The organism is Butyrivibrio sp. FC2001 (assembly GCF_000424125.1).
In the GTDB taxonomy this organism is placed as follows: Bacteria; Bacillota; Clostridia; order Lachnospirales; family Lachnospiraceae; genus Butyrivibrio.
The window spans coordinates 73,035-87,823 of the sequence record NZ_AUJH01000008.1 but is presented as its reverse complement, the minus strand read 5'-3'; the positions used below and the strand labels follow the sequence as shown (position 1 = coordinate 87,823).

16 protein-coding genes are annotated in these 14,789 nt (G+C 38.3%); 1 reads left to right on the top strand and 15 read right to left on the bottom strand.

Going from position 1 to position 14,789, the window contains the following annotated elements:
- Window positions 1-6: 6 nt before the first annotated feature.
- The 4 genes from G601_RS0104315 to G601_RS0104300 form a co-directional block, all read right to left on the bottom strand.
- Window positions 7-1,065: an ORF6N domain-containing protein gene (locus tag G601_RS0104315; protein ID WP_026664583.1), complete on the bottom strand. Its 1,059-nt coding sequence runs from the start codon at window positions 1,063-1,065 to the stop codon at window positions 7-9.
- Between the two features lie 74 nt (window positions 1,066-1,139).
- Window positions 1,140-1,436: a hypothetical protein gene (locus tag G601_RS0104310; RefSeq protein WP_026664582.1), complete on the bottom strand. Its 297-nt coding sequence runs from the start codon at window positions 1,434-1,436 to the stop codon at window positions 1,140-1,142.
- A gap of 51 nt (window positions 1,437-1,487) precedes the next feature.
- The gene (locus G601_RS0104305) at window positions 1,488-1,760 is read right to left on the bottom strand and encodes a hypothetical protein (RefSeq protein ID WP_026664581.1); all 273 of its coding nucleotides are present in this window, start codon (window positions 1,758-1,760) and stop codon (window positions 1,488-1,490) included.
- 215 nt (window positions 1,761-1,975) lie between these two features.
- Entirely contained in the window at window positions 1,976-2,326 is a 351-nt protein-coding gene (locus tag G601_RS0104300; RefSeq protein WP_026664580.1) for a plasmid mobilization protein, read from the bottom strand.
- Between the two features lie 206 nt (window positions 2,327-2,532).
- Between G601_RS0104300 and G601_RS0104295 the strand changes: the two genes are divergently transcribed.
- Window positions 2,533-3,345 (top strand): helix-turn-helix domain-containing protein, encoded by an 813-nt coding sequence (locus G601_RS0104295; protein ID WP_026664579.1) that lies wholly within the window; start codon window positions 2,533-2,535, stop codon window positions 3,343-3,345.
- Between the two features lie 2 nt (window positions 3,346-3,347).
- Here the strand turns inward: G601_RS0104295 and G601_RS0104290 are convergent, their stop codons facing one another.
- The 11 genes from G601_RS0104290 to rlmD form a co-directional block, all read right to left on the bottom strand.
- Window positions 3,348-4,673 carry a sensor histidine kinase gene (locus G601_RS0104290; RefSeq protein ID WP_026664578.1) on the bottom strand — a complete coding sequence of 442 codons (1,326 nt, stop codon included), beginning with the start codon at window positions 4,671-4,673 and terminating at the stop codon, window positions 3,348-3,350.
- Window positions 4,670-5,338 carry a response regulator transcription factor gene (locus G601_RS0104285; protein ID WP_026664577.1) on the bottom strand — a complete coding sequence of 223 codons (669 nt, stop codon included), beginning with the start codon at window positions 5,336-5,338 and terminating at the stop codon, window positions 4,670-4,672. Before G601_RS0104285 ends, G601_RS0104290 begins: the two co-directional genes overlap by 4 nt.
- Before the next feature lie 9 nt (window positions 5,339-5,347).
- Window positions 5,348-7,144: a Na/Pi cotransporter family protein gene (locus G601_RS0104280; protein WP_026664576.1), complete on the bottom strand. Its 1,797-nt coding sequence runs from the start codon at window positions 7,142-7,144 to the stop codon at window positions 5,348-5,350.
- 116 nt (window positions 7,145-7,260) lie between these two features.
- Window positions 7,261-7,923 carry an HD domain-containing protein gene (locus tag G601_RS0104275; RefSeq protein ID WP_035790314.1) on the bottom strand — a complete coding sequence of 221 codons (663 nt, stop codon included), beginning with the start codon at window positions 7,921-7,923 and terminating at the stop codon, window positions 7,261-7,263.
- On the bottom strand, window positions 7,907-8,560 hold the full coding sequence (phoU, locus tag G601_RS0104270; RefSeq protein ID WP_026664574.1) for a phosphate signaling complex protein PhoU: 654 nt from the start codon (window positions 8,558-8,560) through the stop codon (window positions 7,907-7,909). The genes G601_RS0104275 and phoU overlap by 17 nt, the downstream gene beginning before the upstream one ends.
- A 43-nt stretch (window positions 8,561-8,603) precedes the next feature.
- Window positions 8,604-9,362: a phosphate ABC transporter ATP-binding protein PstB gene (gene pstB, locus G601_RS0104265; protein ID WP_026664573.1), complete on the bottom strand. Its 759-nt coding sequence runs from the start codon at window positions 9,360-9,362 to the stop codon at window positions 8,604-8,606.
- Between the two features lie 2 nt (window positions 9,363-9,364).
- Window positions 9,365-10,231 (bottom strand): phosphate ABC transporter permease PstA, encoded by an 867-nt coding sequence (gene pstA / locus G601_RS0104260; RefSeq protein WP_026664572.1) that lies wholly within the window; start codon window positions 10,229-10,231, stop codon window positions 9,365-9,367.
- On the bottom strand, window positions 10,218-11,120 hold the full coding sequence (pstC, locus tag G601_RS0104255) for a phosphate ABC transporter permease subunit PstC (RefSeq protein ID WP_026664571.1): 903 nt from the start codon (window positions 11,118-11,120) through the stop codon (window positions 10,218-10,220). The genes pstA and pstC overlap by 14 nt, the downstream gene beginning before the upstream one ends.
- 9 nt (window positions 11,121-11,129) lie before the next feature.
- On the bottom strand, window positions 11,130-11,996 hold the full coding sequence (locus G601_RS0104250; RefSeq protein ID WP_026528715.1) for a phosphate ABC transporter substrate-binding protein: 867 nt from the start codon (window positions 11,994-11,996) through the stop codon (window positions 11,130-11,132).
- A 126-nt stretch (window positions 11,997-12,122) separates the two neighbouring features.
- Window positions 12,123-12,359 carry a hypothetical protein gene (locus G601_RS0104245; RefSeq protein ID WP_026528716.1) on the bottom strand — a complete coding sequence of 79 codons (237 nt, stop codon included), beginning with the start codon at window positions 12,357-12,359 and terminating at the stop codon, window positions 12,123-12,125.
- A 116-nt stretch (window positions 12,360-12,475) separates the two neighbouring features.
- The gene (gene rlmD / locus G601_RS0104240) at window positions 12,476-14,305 is read right to left on the bottom strand and encodes a 23S rRNA (uracil(1939)-C(5))-methyltransferase RlmD (protein WP_051205569.1); all 1,830 of its coding nucleotides are present in this window, start codon (window positions 14,303-14,305) and stop codon (window positions 12,476-12,478) included.
- Window positions 14,306-14,789 lie beyond the last annotated feature (484 nt).

Below are 14,789 nucleotides of genomic sequence, written 5' to 3'. Positions count from 1 at the left end.
ATCCTCCTATGGAAGTTGCAATAATCCATTTTGCAATAATTTCTTTATCATCGGTTTATACTTATCTATTCCAAAATCTTCTACAATACTTGTGATTCGACCACCCGCATCTTTTGACGATGCGCCGCATAAGAATACACGTTCTTCTTTTGTTCCGTAATCAAGAACAATAAATCTGTCATGAAATATTCCACCGGTGTGCTGCATGGTGAGTTTAATATTAGGATATTCTTTGCAGAAATCCGTATACTCAACATTGTGAAGTTTACCACTCCCAATATTATCGCTGAATATTCTAATATCAGTTCCTGCAGGCGCATTTTTCAGTAACACCAGCGTTCTAAGACCTATATAGTTATCGACTAAGTATATTGACTTTTTCGCTTGGCTATATATGGAAGAATAAGCAACAGCGGCACTGCAATACTTAGTATTAAACATAAGCCATCCATTATCTTCATTATTAACAAAACCATTCATCATATCTGCCAATTCTGATTTAGTAACTACCTCCCCCAGCTGTTCCATTACATCGGACATCTGTTTTTCAACGGAGCCAAGATTCATGCGAAGATTAGAAATCTCGGTTGTATTCTCCATGGTCTGTATTGAAAGCTGCATAACCTCACGCTGTCCAATCAGATTCTGATTGCCTAAAATATAATCCTTCATTTTTTTGAAGGTTCGTACTAGGTCTCTACTTTGCTTAATTGCAAGGTCACCTCTTAAAACAGTCATCAGCATATATACGCCTTGCTCTGTAAATGCATAAGGCGTATAGCGCGAGCCGCCCCAACTTGAGGTGAAATTTTTGCACCTCAAAATTTCATCAAATTCTGTTTTTGTAAGGCGAAACATAAACTCGTCACCCTCAAATTTTTTAGCATTATTCTTCACCTGGCGGTTAAAGTTCTTGGTTTCATATCCATATATTTCTGCCAAATCTGAATCAAGCATCACCTTTACACCACGTACTTCATATAGTTTTTCTTTCAAGAGTTCTTCTGTGATTTCTACTGGAACTATTTCAGTATTTTCGACCACTTCCTTCTTTTTATCGTCCATATTTTCCTTTCCAATTCTTGAGGTCAAATTTTTTGACCTCAAGATTCTACGTCTTAAACTTAAATCTAAAATGTTCACTTCTGAACACTTTTTGAAGTCCCTGCAATTTTCTGCAGTTCTTTATAATATGCCAGATAGCGATAGGCTGTTCTTCTGCTGACATCCCCCTCTGCCACAATCTCCATTAGAGTCATGCCACTCTCATACTTCAACATGAAATCATTGTATGCTGCCATCCAAGCTTCATCATGTTTTTTGCGACCACCGAAGTTACGCTTTCGAAGCTTTTCATTTTCCGCCTTAAGCTCGGCAACCTCTTTTTCTAATTCCTTTATTCTTTCAAGGGCTTCATCAAGAGTTGTAATCTTCATCTTGTGCCACCTCGCTTTCTGACACCATTGTAATTCTGCACTGTGTCACTGTCAACTTGCTTTTTGGCACATGTTCTTTTCTGATTTCATCCCTGAGTCTTGATTGTGATAACATTGCCTATAATAATCTTTGAGTCGGTTACCAATTTTTTCGTATGAATAAACAATTGTGACCGGCGTATTGCCAATATATACGCAATAGTCATAGTCTATATCATCCATAGCAAACTTACCGGCATACTTTTCAATTAGCTCAGCAAGTACATCGATGCATCTTTCAAAAGCTACATTACAAGATGGATTTTCAAAGTAATTCCTTCCCATATTTTCCTCCCTTTCATCATAGTTTTATAGTCTTTCACAAATTGGCAAGCAGTGCATCGGTGTACACCTGATGCGATTTTGCTTGTTGGGGAGTGATCTCCGTTCCACTCCGGTCCGCGCAAAGCCGACGTCCCCCGGACGTCGTGCGCCCCCAATCCCCCTGATTGCCGATTTTCATCGACAAGCTACGCCTGCAAAGCAGGCTAAAAACGAAGTCAATAAATGTCTAAGTATTTGTTGAAAGTCTTTTCTACCTTTTTCAAAACTCGCTCATGATTCTCCTTCATATCAGAAATTGTTTTGCTATCTACAGTGCCACATGAATTGGCAACTTTTGCAATCTGGTTGATATTGTTGCTGTCAATTTTCAGAAGTTTGATGATTTCTAATAACTCACTGAAATCAATGTGGATGTAATATCCATCGATTGCCATCTTCCTAATGTAGGCGCTCATGTTTTTGATTCCTATCTGCTCCATCCTGTCGTGAATCATTTGTAATTCATTTTCGGGAATCTTGATATGAATCTGTTTGTTACATGGAACGTATCCCTGATTTAACAACATTTGCTTTTCACCTCCTCTCGTTATCGTTGTTCATGGACTAATTATCCAAGATTTAGAAGCCCAACTCCGTATATCCAAGAGGTAGGAAATAGATGCTCTACTCAAATTTTTCCACGATATTAGAATTCATCATTTATAGCAAACCTACATTTTGTTATGATTTACATATACAAGGACTTTAGGAAAAGCACTGGGGGAATAAAGCATTGAAGTGTAAATTATCAATTCAGGAAAAACTAAAAGATTTAAGAATAGAAAAAGGCCTGTCTCTGCAAGAATTGTCAGAGCAGACCGGAATATCCAGAGCATCACTGGGAAATTATGAAACAGATGATTACAAAGAAATCTCTCACAAGGCCATCATCACACTTGCGGATTTTTATGGAGTAACATCAGACTATCTTCTGGGACTTACTGAAAATAGAGAACAACATATATTTCCTATAGATGAACTTGGACTGGATGATGAAACTGTAGATTTACTAAAAAGTGGGAAGCTTAATGTCAGATTGATTTGTGAAATGATTAAGCACCCGGATTTTATAAATTTTCTTTCGGACATGGAAATCTACGTTGATAATCTTGCCGGAATGCAATTTCGAAACATCAACAAAATGATTGAACAGACAAGAGTTCGGCTTCAAAATAAAGGCATTTCCGATGAAGATCATTACATGAAAACCTTAGAAGCAGCAACCATATCTGAAGACAACTACTTCAACAATCTTCTTGGAAACGACATTGTCAAAATAGCAAAAGCTATACGAGATGCCCATGGCAAAGATGCAGAAACCGGTGATGCAACCACACCGGTTGACGATATCCTTGACTCATTTGAGGAATTAAAGACCGCCGACAATGTCACTCAGGCTCAGATGGTCATGTATAGCAAACTCTTCAAAATCAATTTTACTAAGATGGATCCATACGAGTTCAAGACCTTTACCGACATTTTGCAGCGCTACTCTGATCTCTGCAAACCGGTTAAAGGAAATGGACGCGGTAAGAAGAAAAAATAATCCTAAAACAGCACAGATATAGTCGTTCCTACCCCAGGTGCACTATCTAACTCAATTTTGGCATCATGAATCTCAACTATGTGTTTTACAATCGCAAGACCAAGCCCTGTTCCACCTGTAGCTTTTGATCTGCTTTTATCAACACGATAAAATCGTTCAAAAATTCGCTGCTGCTCTGAAGCAGGTATTCCTATTCCATTGTCCTTAACTGTAAGCGCAACCTGACCATCAATTGTTCCCACAGAAATCTTTACCTTGCCATTGGGATTATTGTATCTGATTGCATTCTGCCCCAGATTTTCAACCAACTCTTTGAGCATATCTTTGTTTCCGCAAACAATACTCGTTTTCCCCTCAAGCTCTATTGTCACGTTTCTTTGTTTAGCATTAACTGATAAGACTTCCATACATTCTGAGACAGTCTCATATAAGTCAACCTCGGTAAAATGTAACTCAGAATCTTTTCTATCCAAATCCGAGAGTCTCAAAATATCATTTATCAATGCAAGTAATCTGTCGGCATTCTTTCTGATTTCCTGATAAAAATGATTCTGCTTCTCAGCGCCTATCATTCCTCCCTCTAACAATTCAGCATAACCAGAAATAGCGGTCAGCGGTGTCTTCAGCTCGTGTGAAACATTAGCCGTAAAATCCTGTCTGGCTTTTGCAGCAGATAAAATATCTGTATGCTGGGTGCGAAGCATTTCTGCCAAAGGATCCAATTCCCTGTACGGTGATTCATAATCAGCATTCTCCAAATTTTCCGCCATCATCTCTATTGGTTTTAAAAACTGTTTTGTAAGCAGATGAGAAATCGCTATGCAAATTGAAATGATAAGGAGAATAATTAATAAAATAATTGGTATCGCTGATATGAATACCGCCCAAATGCTCTGTGCATTGGTAGCAACACGAAGAACCGTTCCATTATCTAAACGCAACGCATAATAGAAAGTATCCTCATTCATAGTGTCAGATCTTCTAACTGCTTCCCCTTCACCCTGTTCAAAAGCCGCCTGTATCTCTGGTCTGTCAAAATGATTTTGCAATAGCTCCGCTGAGGCATCATTGTCATATAAAACAGTTCCATCTTTATCAATCCAAGTTACACGCAGCTCATCTAAATCAGTAGATAAATCTATCTGATCTACATCAATATCTACTGATTCAAAATATTGGGTATCCTTTAGAAGTTTCGCACTGACAGATAGATCTGATCGCACCTGACCCTCAAAGAGATTGTAATATATAATTGTAATTCCAGTAACTGTTGCGATAATTGCTAATATCGCAATTCCAACCAGTCTTATATTTATTCTTATTTTCATTCGATTACATATCCTACATTTCTCACGGTCTTGATTCTACTACCATAATCCCCTAATTTTTGGCGAAGAGTTTTTACATGCATGTCTATAGTTCTTGATTCCCCCTCGTAATCAGCTCCCCATACCTGCTCCATGATAGTGTCACGATTCAGTACGATTCCTTTGTTTAATACAAGAAAAGACAAAAACTCATACTCCTTATAGGTTAGCTCAACATGATTTCCACTGATAGTAACCTCATGCTTTTCATTATTTATAACTAGTTCGTCCAGCCTAAGTTCTTTTATATCCTCAGCCTGAGTTCTACGAAGCAGGGCTTTCACCCTTGAGATTAGTTCCATAACCGAAAATGGCTTCTTGATATAATCATCAGCACCATCCTCAATTCCTCTAACTAAATCAAGCTCTGTTGTTTTAGCTGTAACAATAATCACAGGAAGCTTCTTTGTCTCAGGATTTTTTCTAAGCTTCTTTACTATTTCATTGCCACTCTCATCCGGAAGCATAATATCCACTAAGCATAAATCCGGAATCACATCATTCATCTTGTCATAAAATTTTTTTGCACATGAAAATCCTAATACCTTATGCCCCGCATTTATGAGGGCCAGCTCTTCGATTTCCCTTATGCTGTCATCATCTTCAATTATATAAATAAGCGCCATTCTTCTCTCCTATTGTGCGTCCTTAGACTGTTCTATCTCTTTCTTACTGATGGGGTACTGCTTAATCAGTTCTTCATACTCCTTGTTGAAGCTCTTTCTGTCTTCACTAGATAAGCTTTCAAAATACTCATGCGTATTATAATCATCATCTAAAATAGTTATCATTTCAACAGCTATATTTGAACAATGATCAGATACTCGCTCCAGACCGGTCAATACATCATCCAAAATAAATCCCATCTCAATAGTAGACTTTCCCTTCTTCAATCTCTTAATATGATTCTCCTTAATGGTCTTGCATAGTGTATCAATAACTTCTTCAAGAGGCTCAACATGAGTAGCTTGCTCTACATCATTTCTACAAAAGCTATCAACTGTTAGTGCACATATATCATTAACGGCTCCACAAAGAGCTTTCATTTCTCTGAGCTGCCCCTTCTTGAACTCTAAGCCCTTATCTTTTATTTCTTCTGCTGATTTAACAATCTCTAAGGCATGATCTGAAATCCTTTCAAGATCACTGATACTATGCAAAATAATGGACATACTTTGGCTATCTGATTTTGAAATATTCTTACTTGATACTTTTACCAAATATGAGCCAATTGCATCCTCGTACTTATCGACTACAGCTTCAAGTCTTTTAACTTCCTTAATCTTTTTCTTATCATATTCTAATAGGGATTCCAGTGATAAGGTGATAGATTTCTGACAATACTCTGCCATTTCTCTTACTTTTCCACGGCATAATTCCATTGCAAATGCCGGCCTGTCCAAGAATCTCTCGTCAATAATGATAGAATCCTTTTTAGCCTCCGGCTCTTTTGCTCCATCTGGTATGGTTATTTCAGCCAGCTTTACAAGCTTATCCGCAAATGGGAAAAGAAGTATTGTCGCACCAATATTAAATAAACTATGAATCACAGCTATCCCGGCTGCATTAGCAGCCTTATCTAAAAAAACAAAATCTATAACTGTATTCAAAGAATAGAAAACAACCATAAAAATAATTGTTCCTATAAGATTAAAATATAAATGGATCATCGCTGAGCGACGTGCGTTTCTGTTTGCCCCAACAGATGAAATAATTGAGGTTACACAGGTTCCGATATTCTGCCCCATAATAATCGGAAGCGCTACTGCATAATGTACAGCTCCGGTAGAACAAAGTGCCTGCAAAATACCAACAGATGCAGATGAACTTTGAATTACTGCCGTTAGAATTGCACCAACAGCCATTCCAAGTATAGGATTCCTAAAAGCTGTCATCATTCTTGTAAAAGAAGTATTGTCTGCTAGCCCAGACACAGCTCCACTCATTGTTTCCATTCCAAACATGAGAATCGCAAATCCAAGTAAGATTCCACCAACATCCTTTTTCTTAGATTCTTCTTTGTTTGACATAACTAAAATAATACCTATTGCCGCTAATATAGGCGAAAATGATGAAGGCTTTAACATCTTAAGCCAAATGGTACTTCCCTCGATTCCTGTAAGTGAAAGCATCCAGGATGTAATAGTTGTACCCACATTTGCCCCCATAATAATACCTACAGCCTGATTTAGCTTCATAATGCCTGAATTTACAAATCCAACTACCATGACAGTAGTTGCAGATGATGATTGAATAACTGCCGTAACTCCTGCACCAAGCAACACCGCAAATATCCTCTTTGAAGTAAGCTTCTCAAGAATTATTTCCAACTTTCCGCCTGCCATCTTTGACAGTTCATTCCCCATCATGCTCATTCCATATAGAAACAGGGATAACCCACCTATCATATTTAGAACATTAAAAATATCCATACAAATTCCTTTCTGGGTATGCTAAAAAATACGCCAATTATTAGCATACTGAATGAAAGTAAAATGTATGAATGTCCTATGTAAAATCTATGTAAAATTTTAAACGTTGCTTACTATTACAATGCTTTATTTCCATTAACCATTAATCTAAACGTTACTCCCAATAGTTCTGAAGCTTTTCTACACATCAGCATTCTACCGAGAAAAATATCAAAATATTCATACATGGTACAGATTTTCTCATCAATTTCGAGATTTAATGAAATTTGCTTTTTATCCTTATCAATAATAAGATCTGTTTTGGTAACAGCATAATTCACTCTATCATGAACATCAAAGTTGGCTTTTGGTTTCTGACGCACCCTGTTTCTTCTAACATCTGTTTTGTCTGCTATAATGAGTGCAGCTGATATTACATCTGTAGCTCCACCTGTTGACTCGTCATGATGGGCGATTGCAGAAACCACTGTAAGTCTCTCCTGCCTATCCATGCCTGTTTCCTTTAATATGTCATTTGCAAGTAATGAACCATACTCTGCATGCCTACTACGATTGATGGCATTCCCAATGTCATGCATAAATGCAGCCACCTTAACAAGTTCAATCTGTTTCTTACTGTATCCAAGAATCTCAAGAATATTGGTAGCACGCTCGGCTACCAAAGCTGCATGTACTTCTGAATGGTCTGTATACCCCAATATTCCAAGGTTTTCATTTCCCTTCGCTATTAATGCCAGTACCTCTTCATTCTCTTTAATATCTTTATACTTCATCTTCATTCTCCTTCTGCTTTAGTGAATAAATTACCCACTCTGCTATATTTGTTGCATGATCCCCTATTCGTTCAAAGTACTTTGCTATCATCAAAATATCGGCTGCCTCCTCACCTTCTTCAGGATTATTTAAGATAAGTTTGATAACATCCTTTTTTGCCTTTACAAACAACTCATCAACAATATCATCATCTTCAATAACTTCCCTAGCTTTTACAACATCCTTTTCTACATAAGCTTCAATACTATGATTGAGCATTATCATTGTCTCGCTTGCCATCTCCGAAATATGATTAAACTTATCTATTCGACTATTCTGCCCCATAAGTATAGTCATTTCCGAAATATCTGCTGCATGATCACCTATTCGCTCCATGTCAGTAACCATTTTCATTGCTGCTGTCACTGTTCGAAGATCTCTTGCAACTGGCTGCTGTTGTATCAAAAGATTAAAGCATATACTTTCGATTACTTTCTGGAGATGATCAATTTCTGCGTCACCATCCATAATCAGCTTTGCCTGATCAATATCTCGGGCTACCAACGCTTCTATAGCCTTCTGAATCGAGGATATTATATTGTTTCCCATCTCAATCATCTTATGATTAAGTTCTAAAAGCTGTTCATCAAATTTACTTCTCATTCGAATATTCCCTTCTATAATTCTTATTAATTCACTAAGCATATTAGCCAAACCTTCCGGTGATATAATCCTCGGTTCTTTTATCATTTGGGTAAGAGAAAATCTGCTTGGTTGTGCCAAATTCCACCATCTCACCTACAAGAAAAAATGCAGTATAGTCCGATACTCTCACGGCCTGCTGCATATTATGTGTGACCACAGCTACTGTATAGTTCTTTTTTAATTCCTCCATAAGGTCTTCAATCTTTGTGGTAGAGATAGGATCAAGAGCCGATGTAGGTTCATCCATCAGCAGAATCTCAGGTTCTACGGCCAGAGCTCTGGCTATACATATTCTTTGCTGCTGTCCCCCGGAAAGTGATAAAGCGGATTTCTTTAATCTGTCTTTCACCTCTTCCCAAATCGCAGCTCCTCTCAGGCTATCTTCTACAATTTTATCAAGCTTTTTCTTATCCTTAATGCCATGGACTCTTGGACCATAAGCCACATTATCATATATACTCATTGGAAATGGATTTGGCTGCTGAAATACCATGCCTACTTTTTTTCTAAGCAGCGTAGTGTCTATATCTCTACCATAAATATCCTCTCCATCGATTTTTACCGTCCCATCAATCCTTACTCCCTCAACTAAATCATTCATCCTATTTAGAGTTTTCAAAAAGGTAGATTTACCGCAACCTGATGGTCCAATAAATGCCGTAATAGCCTTCTCCTTTATTTCCATGCTTACATTTTTTAATGCATGATTTTGTCCATAATATAAATTCAAATCATTAACACTGATTTTTGTTTCTCCCATTACTATTCCTTTCTTGTCACATCAAATCGTTTTGTTAATGCTTTTGTTGCAAGGTTTATAGCCAATACGATAATCAAAAGCACTACAGCTATTCCAAATGCTGTTTCGAAATCACCTTCACTTGTGGCAGATAGATACATCTGAATAGTAAGGGTTCCTCCAGACTGAAATGGTTTAGCTAAAAATCCGCTAATCCCTTTGGGTAATAACTTGGCACTTCCAGCTGTAAATAAAAGTGCTGCTGATTCTCCCACAATTCTTCCTATGGCAAGTATTGCTCCTGTGATTATTCCTGGCATAGCACTTGGAAGAAGTATTGTTCGTATCATGTGCCATTTGCCACTTCCAAGTCCGATTGCACCATTCCGATACGAACTTGGTACAGTTTTTAATGCTTCCTGAGTATTTCGTGTTATCAAAGGAAGAACCATGAGAATCAATGTTAAAGATCCTGTCAAAAGTGAATAACCTAATCCGAGCTTTTCTCCAAAAAACATCATTCCAAATAGGCCGAAGATAATGGATGGAATACCGGTCAAGGTTTCTGTTGCATATTCTATTGCTGTTACAACTCTCCCAGGCCTTGCATATTCATTAAGATATATTGCACTACCTACACCAATTGGAGTTGCAATTATCATGGTGATAAGAATAATCAGTAATGTATTTACAATATTACCTGCAATCCCCACAGTTCCTTTCAATACGCTTGTTACTGAAGTAAGAAATGTTATGTTAACCGCAGAAATCCCTCTTATTAACACATATCCAATAATTCCAAGTAACAAAAGTACTGAAAATGTCGAGCAGATATATATTAAAAAACGCAGGATACAATCAATAAACTTTCTTCTACTAATCGACATCATCAATCCCCGCTTTCCTTGCTCTTAGCAATGCATAGTTCACAATCATGATAAAAATATATAAGACTAATCCCACTGTGAATAATACTTGTCTATGCGTACCTTGGGCATAACCCATTTCACTTACAATTTGAGTGGTAAGAGTACGAACAGAATTAAATGGTAACGGAATATTAACTGCTCCCCCTGCAACCATAGTTATAGCCATTGCCTCACCAAGTGCCCTGCCTGTACCTAACACTACACCAGTAAGTATTCCTGATTTCGCCGCTGGAATAACTGCTTTGAATATTGTCTGTTCTTTCGTTGCACCAAGTGCTAACGACGCTGCTCTAAGAGTGTCAGGTACAGCTTTTAACGACGATGTGCTTACGCTTATTACCGTTGGCAAAATCATGATTGTCAGTACAATAATTGCGGAAAGCATGTTTGCTCCTCCAGTAAACTGATGAGAACTATCGTCTTCAAATATTATTTGCTCAAATCTGAACATAATCGGATTAAGTACCATCATTCCAATTAATCCATATATTACTGATGGAATGGCAGCCAATAATTCTATTGCAGTTCGTACAATGTTTCCTGTTGTTTTTCCTGCCATTTCTGATATATATACTGCAGCTAACAACCCTATCGGAACTCCAAGAAAAATTGCAGTGGTAGTTCCTACTACCGAAGCCAAAATAATAAATCCAATACCATAAGATGGTTCACTTGCAGTTGGCTTCCATATGGTTTTAAAAAGTAAATCAAAAACCCCGACCTTCTTTAAGGCCGGGGCACCTTTCATGAACATATAGATAGTAATTGCACAAACTGCAAATATAGCCACTACTGCACAAAGCTCGCATAATGTTTTGGCAGTTTTTTCTATAAATGCTTTTCTCTTCATGTATACCCCTTATTGTGGAATAATAAGTCCAACTTGTTTGATAACTTCCTTACCATCATCAGAATTGATATAGTTAAACCAAGCCTGAACCAATTCATTCTGCCCTGACATTTCGCCCTTTGTAGCCATTACAAACGGTCTCTGAAGCATGTAATTTCCTGCTAGGATCTCTTCTTCTGTTGGCTCCACTCCATCAATCTTTAATCCTGACACGGTGTCATCAACCACATCAAGCGAGACGTAACCGATTGCTCCTGGTGTAGTTGCTACTTTTGCAAGAACTGCTCCTGTTGAATCCAACTCCTGTGCATACACGCAACCATCCTTTACTTCAAGTAACTCTTCAAATGCATCTCTTGTGCCTGAACCTGCCTCTCTACCAATTACAATGATTGGCTGCTCCTTACCACCAAGCTCAGCCCAGTCTGTAATTTCGCCCGAATAGATTTTAGCAAGATTCTTTGATGTCACATCCTTGATACTACAAGACTTATTAGTAATCACTGCAATACCGTCAATTGCCACAATATTTTCTACTGCACCACTTGCCTTTTCCTCATCCTTCAGGCCTCTGGAAGCATTTCCGATATCTACAGAACCGGCTGCAAGAGATTCCAAACCTGCACCTGAGCCAGTATATTCAACGGTAACTGTCACTCCTGGGTTTCTCTCCATGAAACTCTCAGCCATAGCCTCGCAAAGTTTTTCCATAGAAGTTGAGCCTGCAAGTTTAATAGTTCCATTTAATTCTACAGATTCCACATTTTTTCCCTGCTCTGCAGCATCAGCACTTTGGGGACTATTGCTTCCACATCCTACTAGCCCAAATGTCATCATGCTTACTGCTGCCATAATAGCAATTATCCTTCTCTTCATAATATTTTTCATTCCTTTCTAAACTTACATTATTTGGCGCCGTATTTTTTACAATGACAATATTATTCGCCTAATGTAAAATCCATAGCCATCTTTATGTAAAAGTTCAGTAAAAGTCTTGAAAAATCATATGAACTCATGATTGTATAGATAGATTGCCCCGCCAAGCAGTCCCATGAACACCGCAGGGTACCCTATAAAGCAAAATAGCCAAGTTATTTCAGGTAATATCAATCTTCCAATCAATCCCCATATCAAACCGCCAGTTAATCCATATAGTATTGTTGTAAGCCACATAAACATTGTGATTTTATGATTCTTCTTGACCTTCAAGTCATTTACAAAACTCCATATTTTAGACATACTCTTCACCTCCTAGCGCAATGCTAGCAGATACATGTAAAATCCATTATCAACATTGGTAAAATGTACGTAAAAAAACTCGTGGCCACCAAATACCGATAGTCACGAGTTTTTATTTATATCATCTGAAAATGTTTTAGAGCTTCTTCAATCGCTTTAACCTTTTCTTCCGGGCATCCCGGTTGCTTGCTGTTTTCTGATTTAGGCTTATTGTAATTCTCTCTTTCTATAATCCCATGTTTCTGCTTCACCTGCGCAATGTTCAGATTTGTCACATGAAATCCATAGTGTTTATGCACCCATTCCTCAATTTCCTTGTATGTAGCCTTCGACTCAGCACTTGTAGCATCAATCTCATCCAGATTAATCTCTATCTCAATATGATCATCTGGCTTTTGTTGGGACAGAAGAACAACAGTCTCGATATGAACCGTATTGGGGAACATATCACAGGCGCGAACCTTCTTAAGTTCATAGCCGCCGTCCACAAGGATTCTAAGATCCCTCGCCAGTGTTGCTGAATCGCAGCTTACATAGACGATTCTGTCAGGCTTCATTTTGAGCATGGTATCAAGACAGTTAATGTCACAGCCCTTGCGCGGCGGGTCAACAACAATGACATCCGGGTGAAGGGCTTTTTCTCTATCGCCGCTATTGGCAACTGTACCATCATCACCAGTTTGCTCATCAAGCTTTCCTTCATAGAAGGCAGGAAGAACCTCTTCAGCCTTGCCAACATAAAAAGTCGCGTTATCTATATTGTTATTTTTTGCATTATCCTTTGCGTTATCGATCGCCTGTGGAACAATTTCAACTCCGTAGACATGTCCTGCCTTCTTAGCCATGGAAAGGCTGATGGTTCCGATTCCGCAGTAAAGATCCCATACCGTTTCATTACCTGTAAGATTTGCATAGGAAACCGCAGTACTATACAGCTTCTCTGTCTGTATCGGATTCACCTGATAGAAGGACAGCGGAGAAATACTAAACTCTATTCCACATAAGGTGTCCTTAATATGGTCCTCTCCCCAGAGGGTATGTATCTCATTTCCAAGAATTACATTGGTTTTTTCGTTGTTAATATTTACCGTGATGCTCTTCAAGTCATTAATAGAAGCCAGTCTATTAATGAGTTCCTGTTGCCCTTTAAAATAGATTTTATCTGTGTTTTCGGCATTTTTAACATCACTGTTTTTCTTGTGTTTATTACCATCCTCGTTGATGACAAGGCACACCATCAGCTCTCCGCTTTTAAAGCCCTTACGAATTAATACATGGCGGAAAACTCCCTTCCCTGTAGTCTCGTCATAGGCAGGAATATGGTGCTTTTTCATGTGAGAGAGCACTATCTCCAATATCTCTTTATTCTCTTTTACGCCAAGAAGGCAGTCCTCTACCGGAATAATCGCATGAGTTCTGCCCGCATAGAATCCAGCTATGGGGTTGCCGTTTTTATCAGTTCCAATGGGGAACTGTGCCTTGTTGCGGTATCTGAAGCATGCCGGCAGCTTTCCCCCTTTGAATGTATTATCATCAGAGCTCTCACCATCCATACCGAGTGCAGGCTCCATGATGCTGTCTATGAATTCAGGCTCAAATCCGCCAAGCCTTACAATATTGTTCCTAACCTTGTTGTTCTTGAATTCCAGCTGCTTTTTGTAATCAAGATTCTGAATCTGACAGCCTCCGCAGGCTCTTGAAACAGGACAGGGAGGATCTATTCTGTATTCTGATGGAGTTATAACCTCATCAAGGTGGGCATAGGCGTAGTTCTTCTTGCTCTTCATTATTGAGACCTTAACTGTATCTCCAATAACCGCATCCTTAACAAAAAGGGTATAGCCATCAACCTTGCCAATACCCTCTCCGTCATTGCCTATGTCTTCTATCTTCACTTCTAAGATAACACCCTTGCTATAAGGTGTATTTTCCTTACCTTTTTTCATCTTATTTCCTTTGCCATAACCTTTAAACTTAACTTTACGTCTATCTGCTACTAATTCTTCATGCCGACTGATTCAAAAAATGGGTATGTTACATCCGTTAAGTCTGTTAGTGTTATTTTATTGATTCCGATTGAACGGTTGTAGTTAAGAATCAACTTACATTACGCCTGTTTACTTTCATTTAGTACTTCCGACTGAACTACTGAAATGGCTTAACAACTTGCTTTACACCTGTTTATTCTCATTCGTTGTTTCTGACTGAAACATAATTTTGACTTACGTTTTTTCTTTACGTCTGACTGAACTTCCAACGACCTACTGACTGAATCACAGTCCGAAACATTGCTCCACTGTTACATCAATATCCACTCTATATCTCTAACTGACTTACCAGTGAAATATCTTCTCTTATTTTTTTACGTCAACTGAAACTCAATCCTTATTCTTGGCTGAACAGCCTGAAAAATGTCACGATTCCTTTACG

Excerpts from the sequence above, each read along its gene's own strand:
- G601_RS0104290 (WP_026664578.1), bottom strand. The coding sequence starts at position 4,673 with ATGAAAATAAGAATAAATATAAGACTGGTTGGAATTGCGATATTAGCA.
- pstA (WP_026664572.1), bottom strand. The coding sequence starts at position 10,231 with ATGATGTCGATTAGTAGAAGAAAGTTTATTGATTGTATCCTGCGTTTT.
- G601_RS0104310 (WP_026664582.1), bottom strand. The coding sequence starts at position 1,436 with ATGAAGATTACAACTCTTGATGAAGCCCTTGAAAGAATAAAGGAATTA.
- G601_RS0104275 (WP_035790314.1), bottom strand. The coding sequence starts at position 7,923 with ATGAAGATGAAGTATAAAGATATTAAAGAGAATGAAGAGGTACTGGCA.
- G601_RS0104285 (WP_026664577.1), bottom strand. The coding sequence starts at position 5,338 with ATGGCGCTTATTTATATAATTGAAGATGATGACAGCATAAGGGAAATC.
- G601_RS0104250 (WP_026528715.1), bottom strand. The coding sequence starts at position 11,996 with ATGAAGAGAAGGATAATTGCTATTATGGCAGCAGTAAGCATGATGACA.
- G601_RS0104315 (WP_026664583.1), bottom strand. The coding sequence starts at position 1,065 with ATGGACGATAAAAAGAAGGAAGTGGTCGAAAATACTGAAATAGTTCCA.
- pstC (WP_026664571.1), bottom strand. The coding sequence starts at position 11,120 with ATGAAGAGAAAAGCATTTATAGAAAAAACTGCCAAAACATTATGCGAG.
- G601_RS0104305 (WP_026664581.1), bottom strand. The coding sequence starts at position 1,760 with ATGGGAAGGAATTACTTTGAAAATCCATCTTGTAATGTAGCTTTTGAA.
- G601_RS0104245 (WP_026528716.1), bottom strand. The coding sequence starts at position 12,359 with ATGTCTAAAATATGGAGTTTTGTAAATGACTTGAAGGTCAAGAAGAAT.
- rlmD (WP_051205569.1), bottom strand. The coding sequence starts at position 14,305 with ATGAAAAAAGGTAAGGAAAATACACCTTATAGCAAGGGTGTTATCTTA.
- G601_RS0104280 (WP_026664576.1), bottom strand. The coding sequence starts at position 7,144 with ATGGATATTTTTAATGTTCTAAATATGATAGGTGGGTTATCCCTGTTT.
- pstB (WP_026664573.1), bottom strand. The coding sequence starts at position 9,362 with ATGGGAGAAACAAAAATCAGTGTTAATGATTTGAATTTATATTATGGA.
- phoU (WP_026664574.1), bottom strand. The coding sequence starts at position 8,560 with ATGAGAAGTAAATTTGATGAACAGCTTTTAGAACTTAATCATAAGATG.
- G601_RS0104300 (WP_026664580.1), bottom strand. The coding sequence starts at position 2,326 with ATGTTGTTAAATCAGGGATACGTTCCATGTAACAAACAGATTCATATC.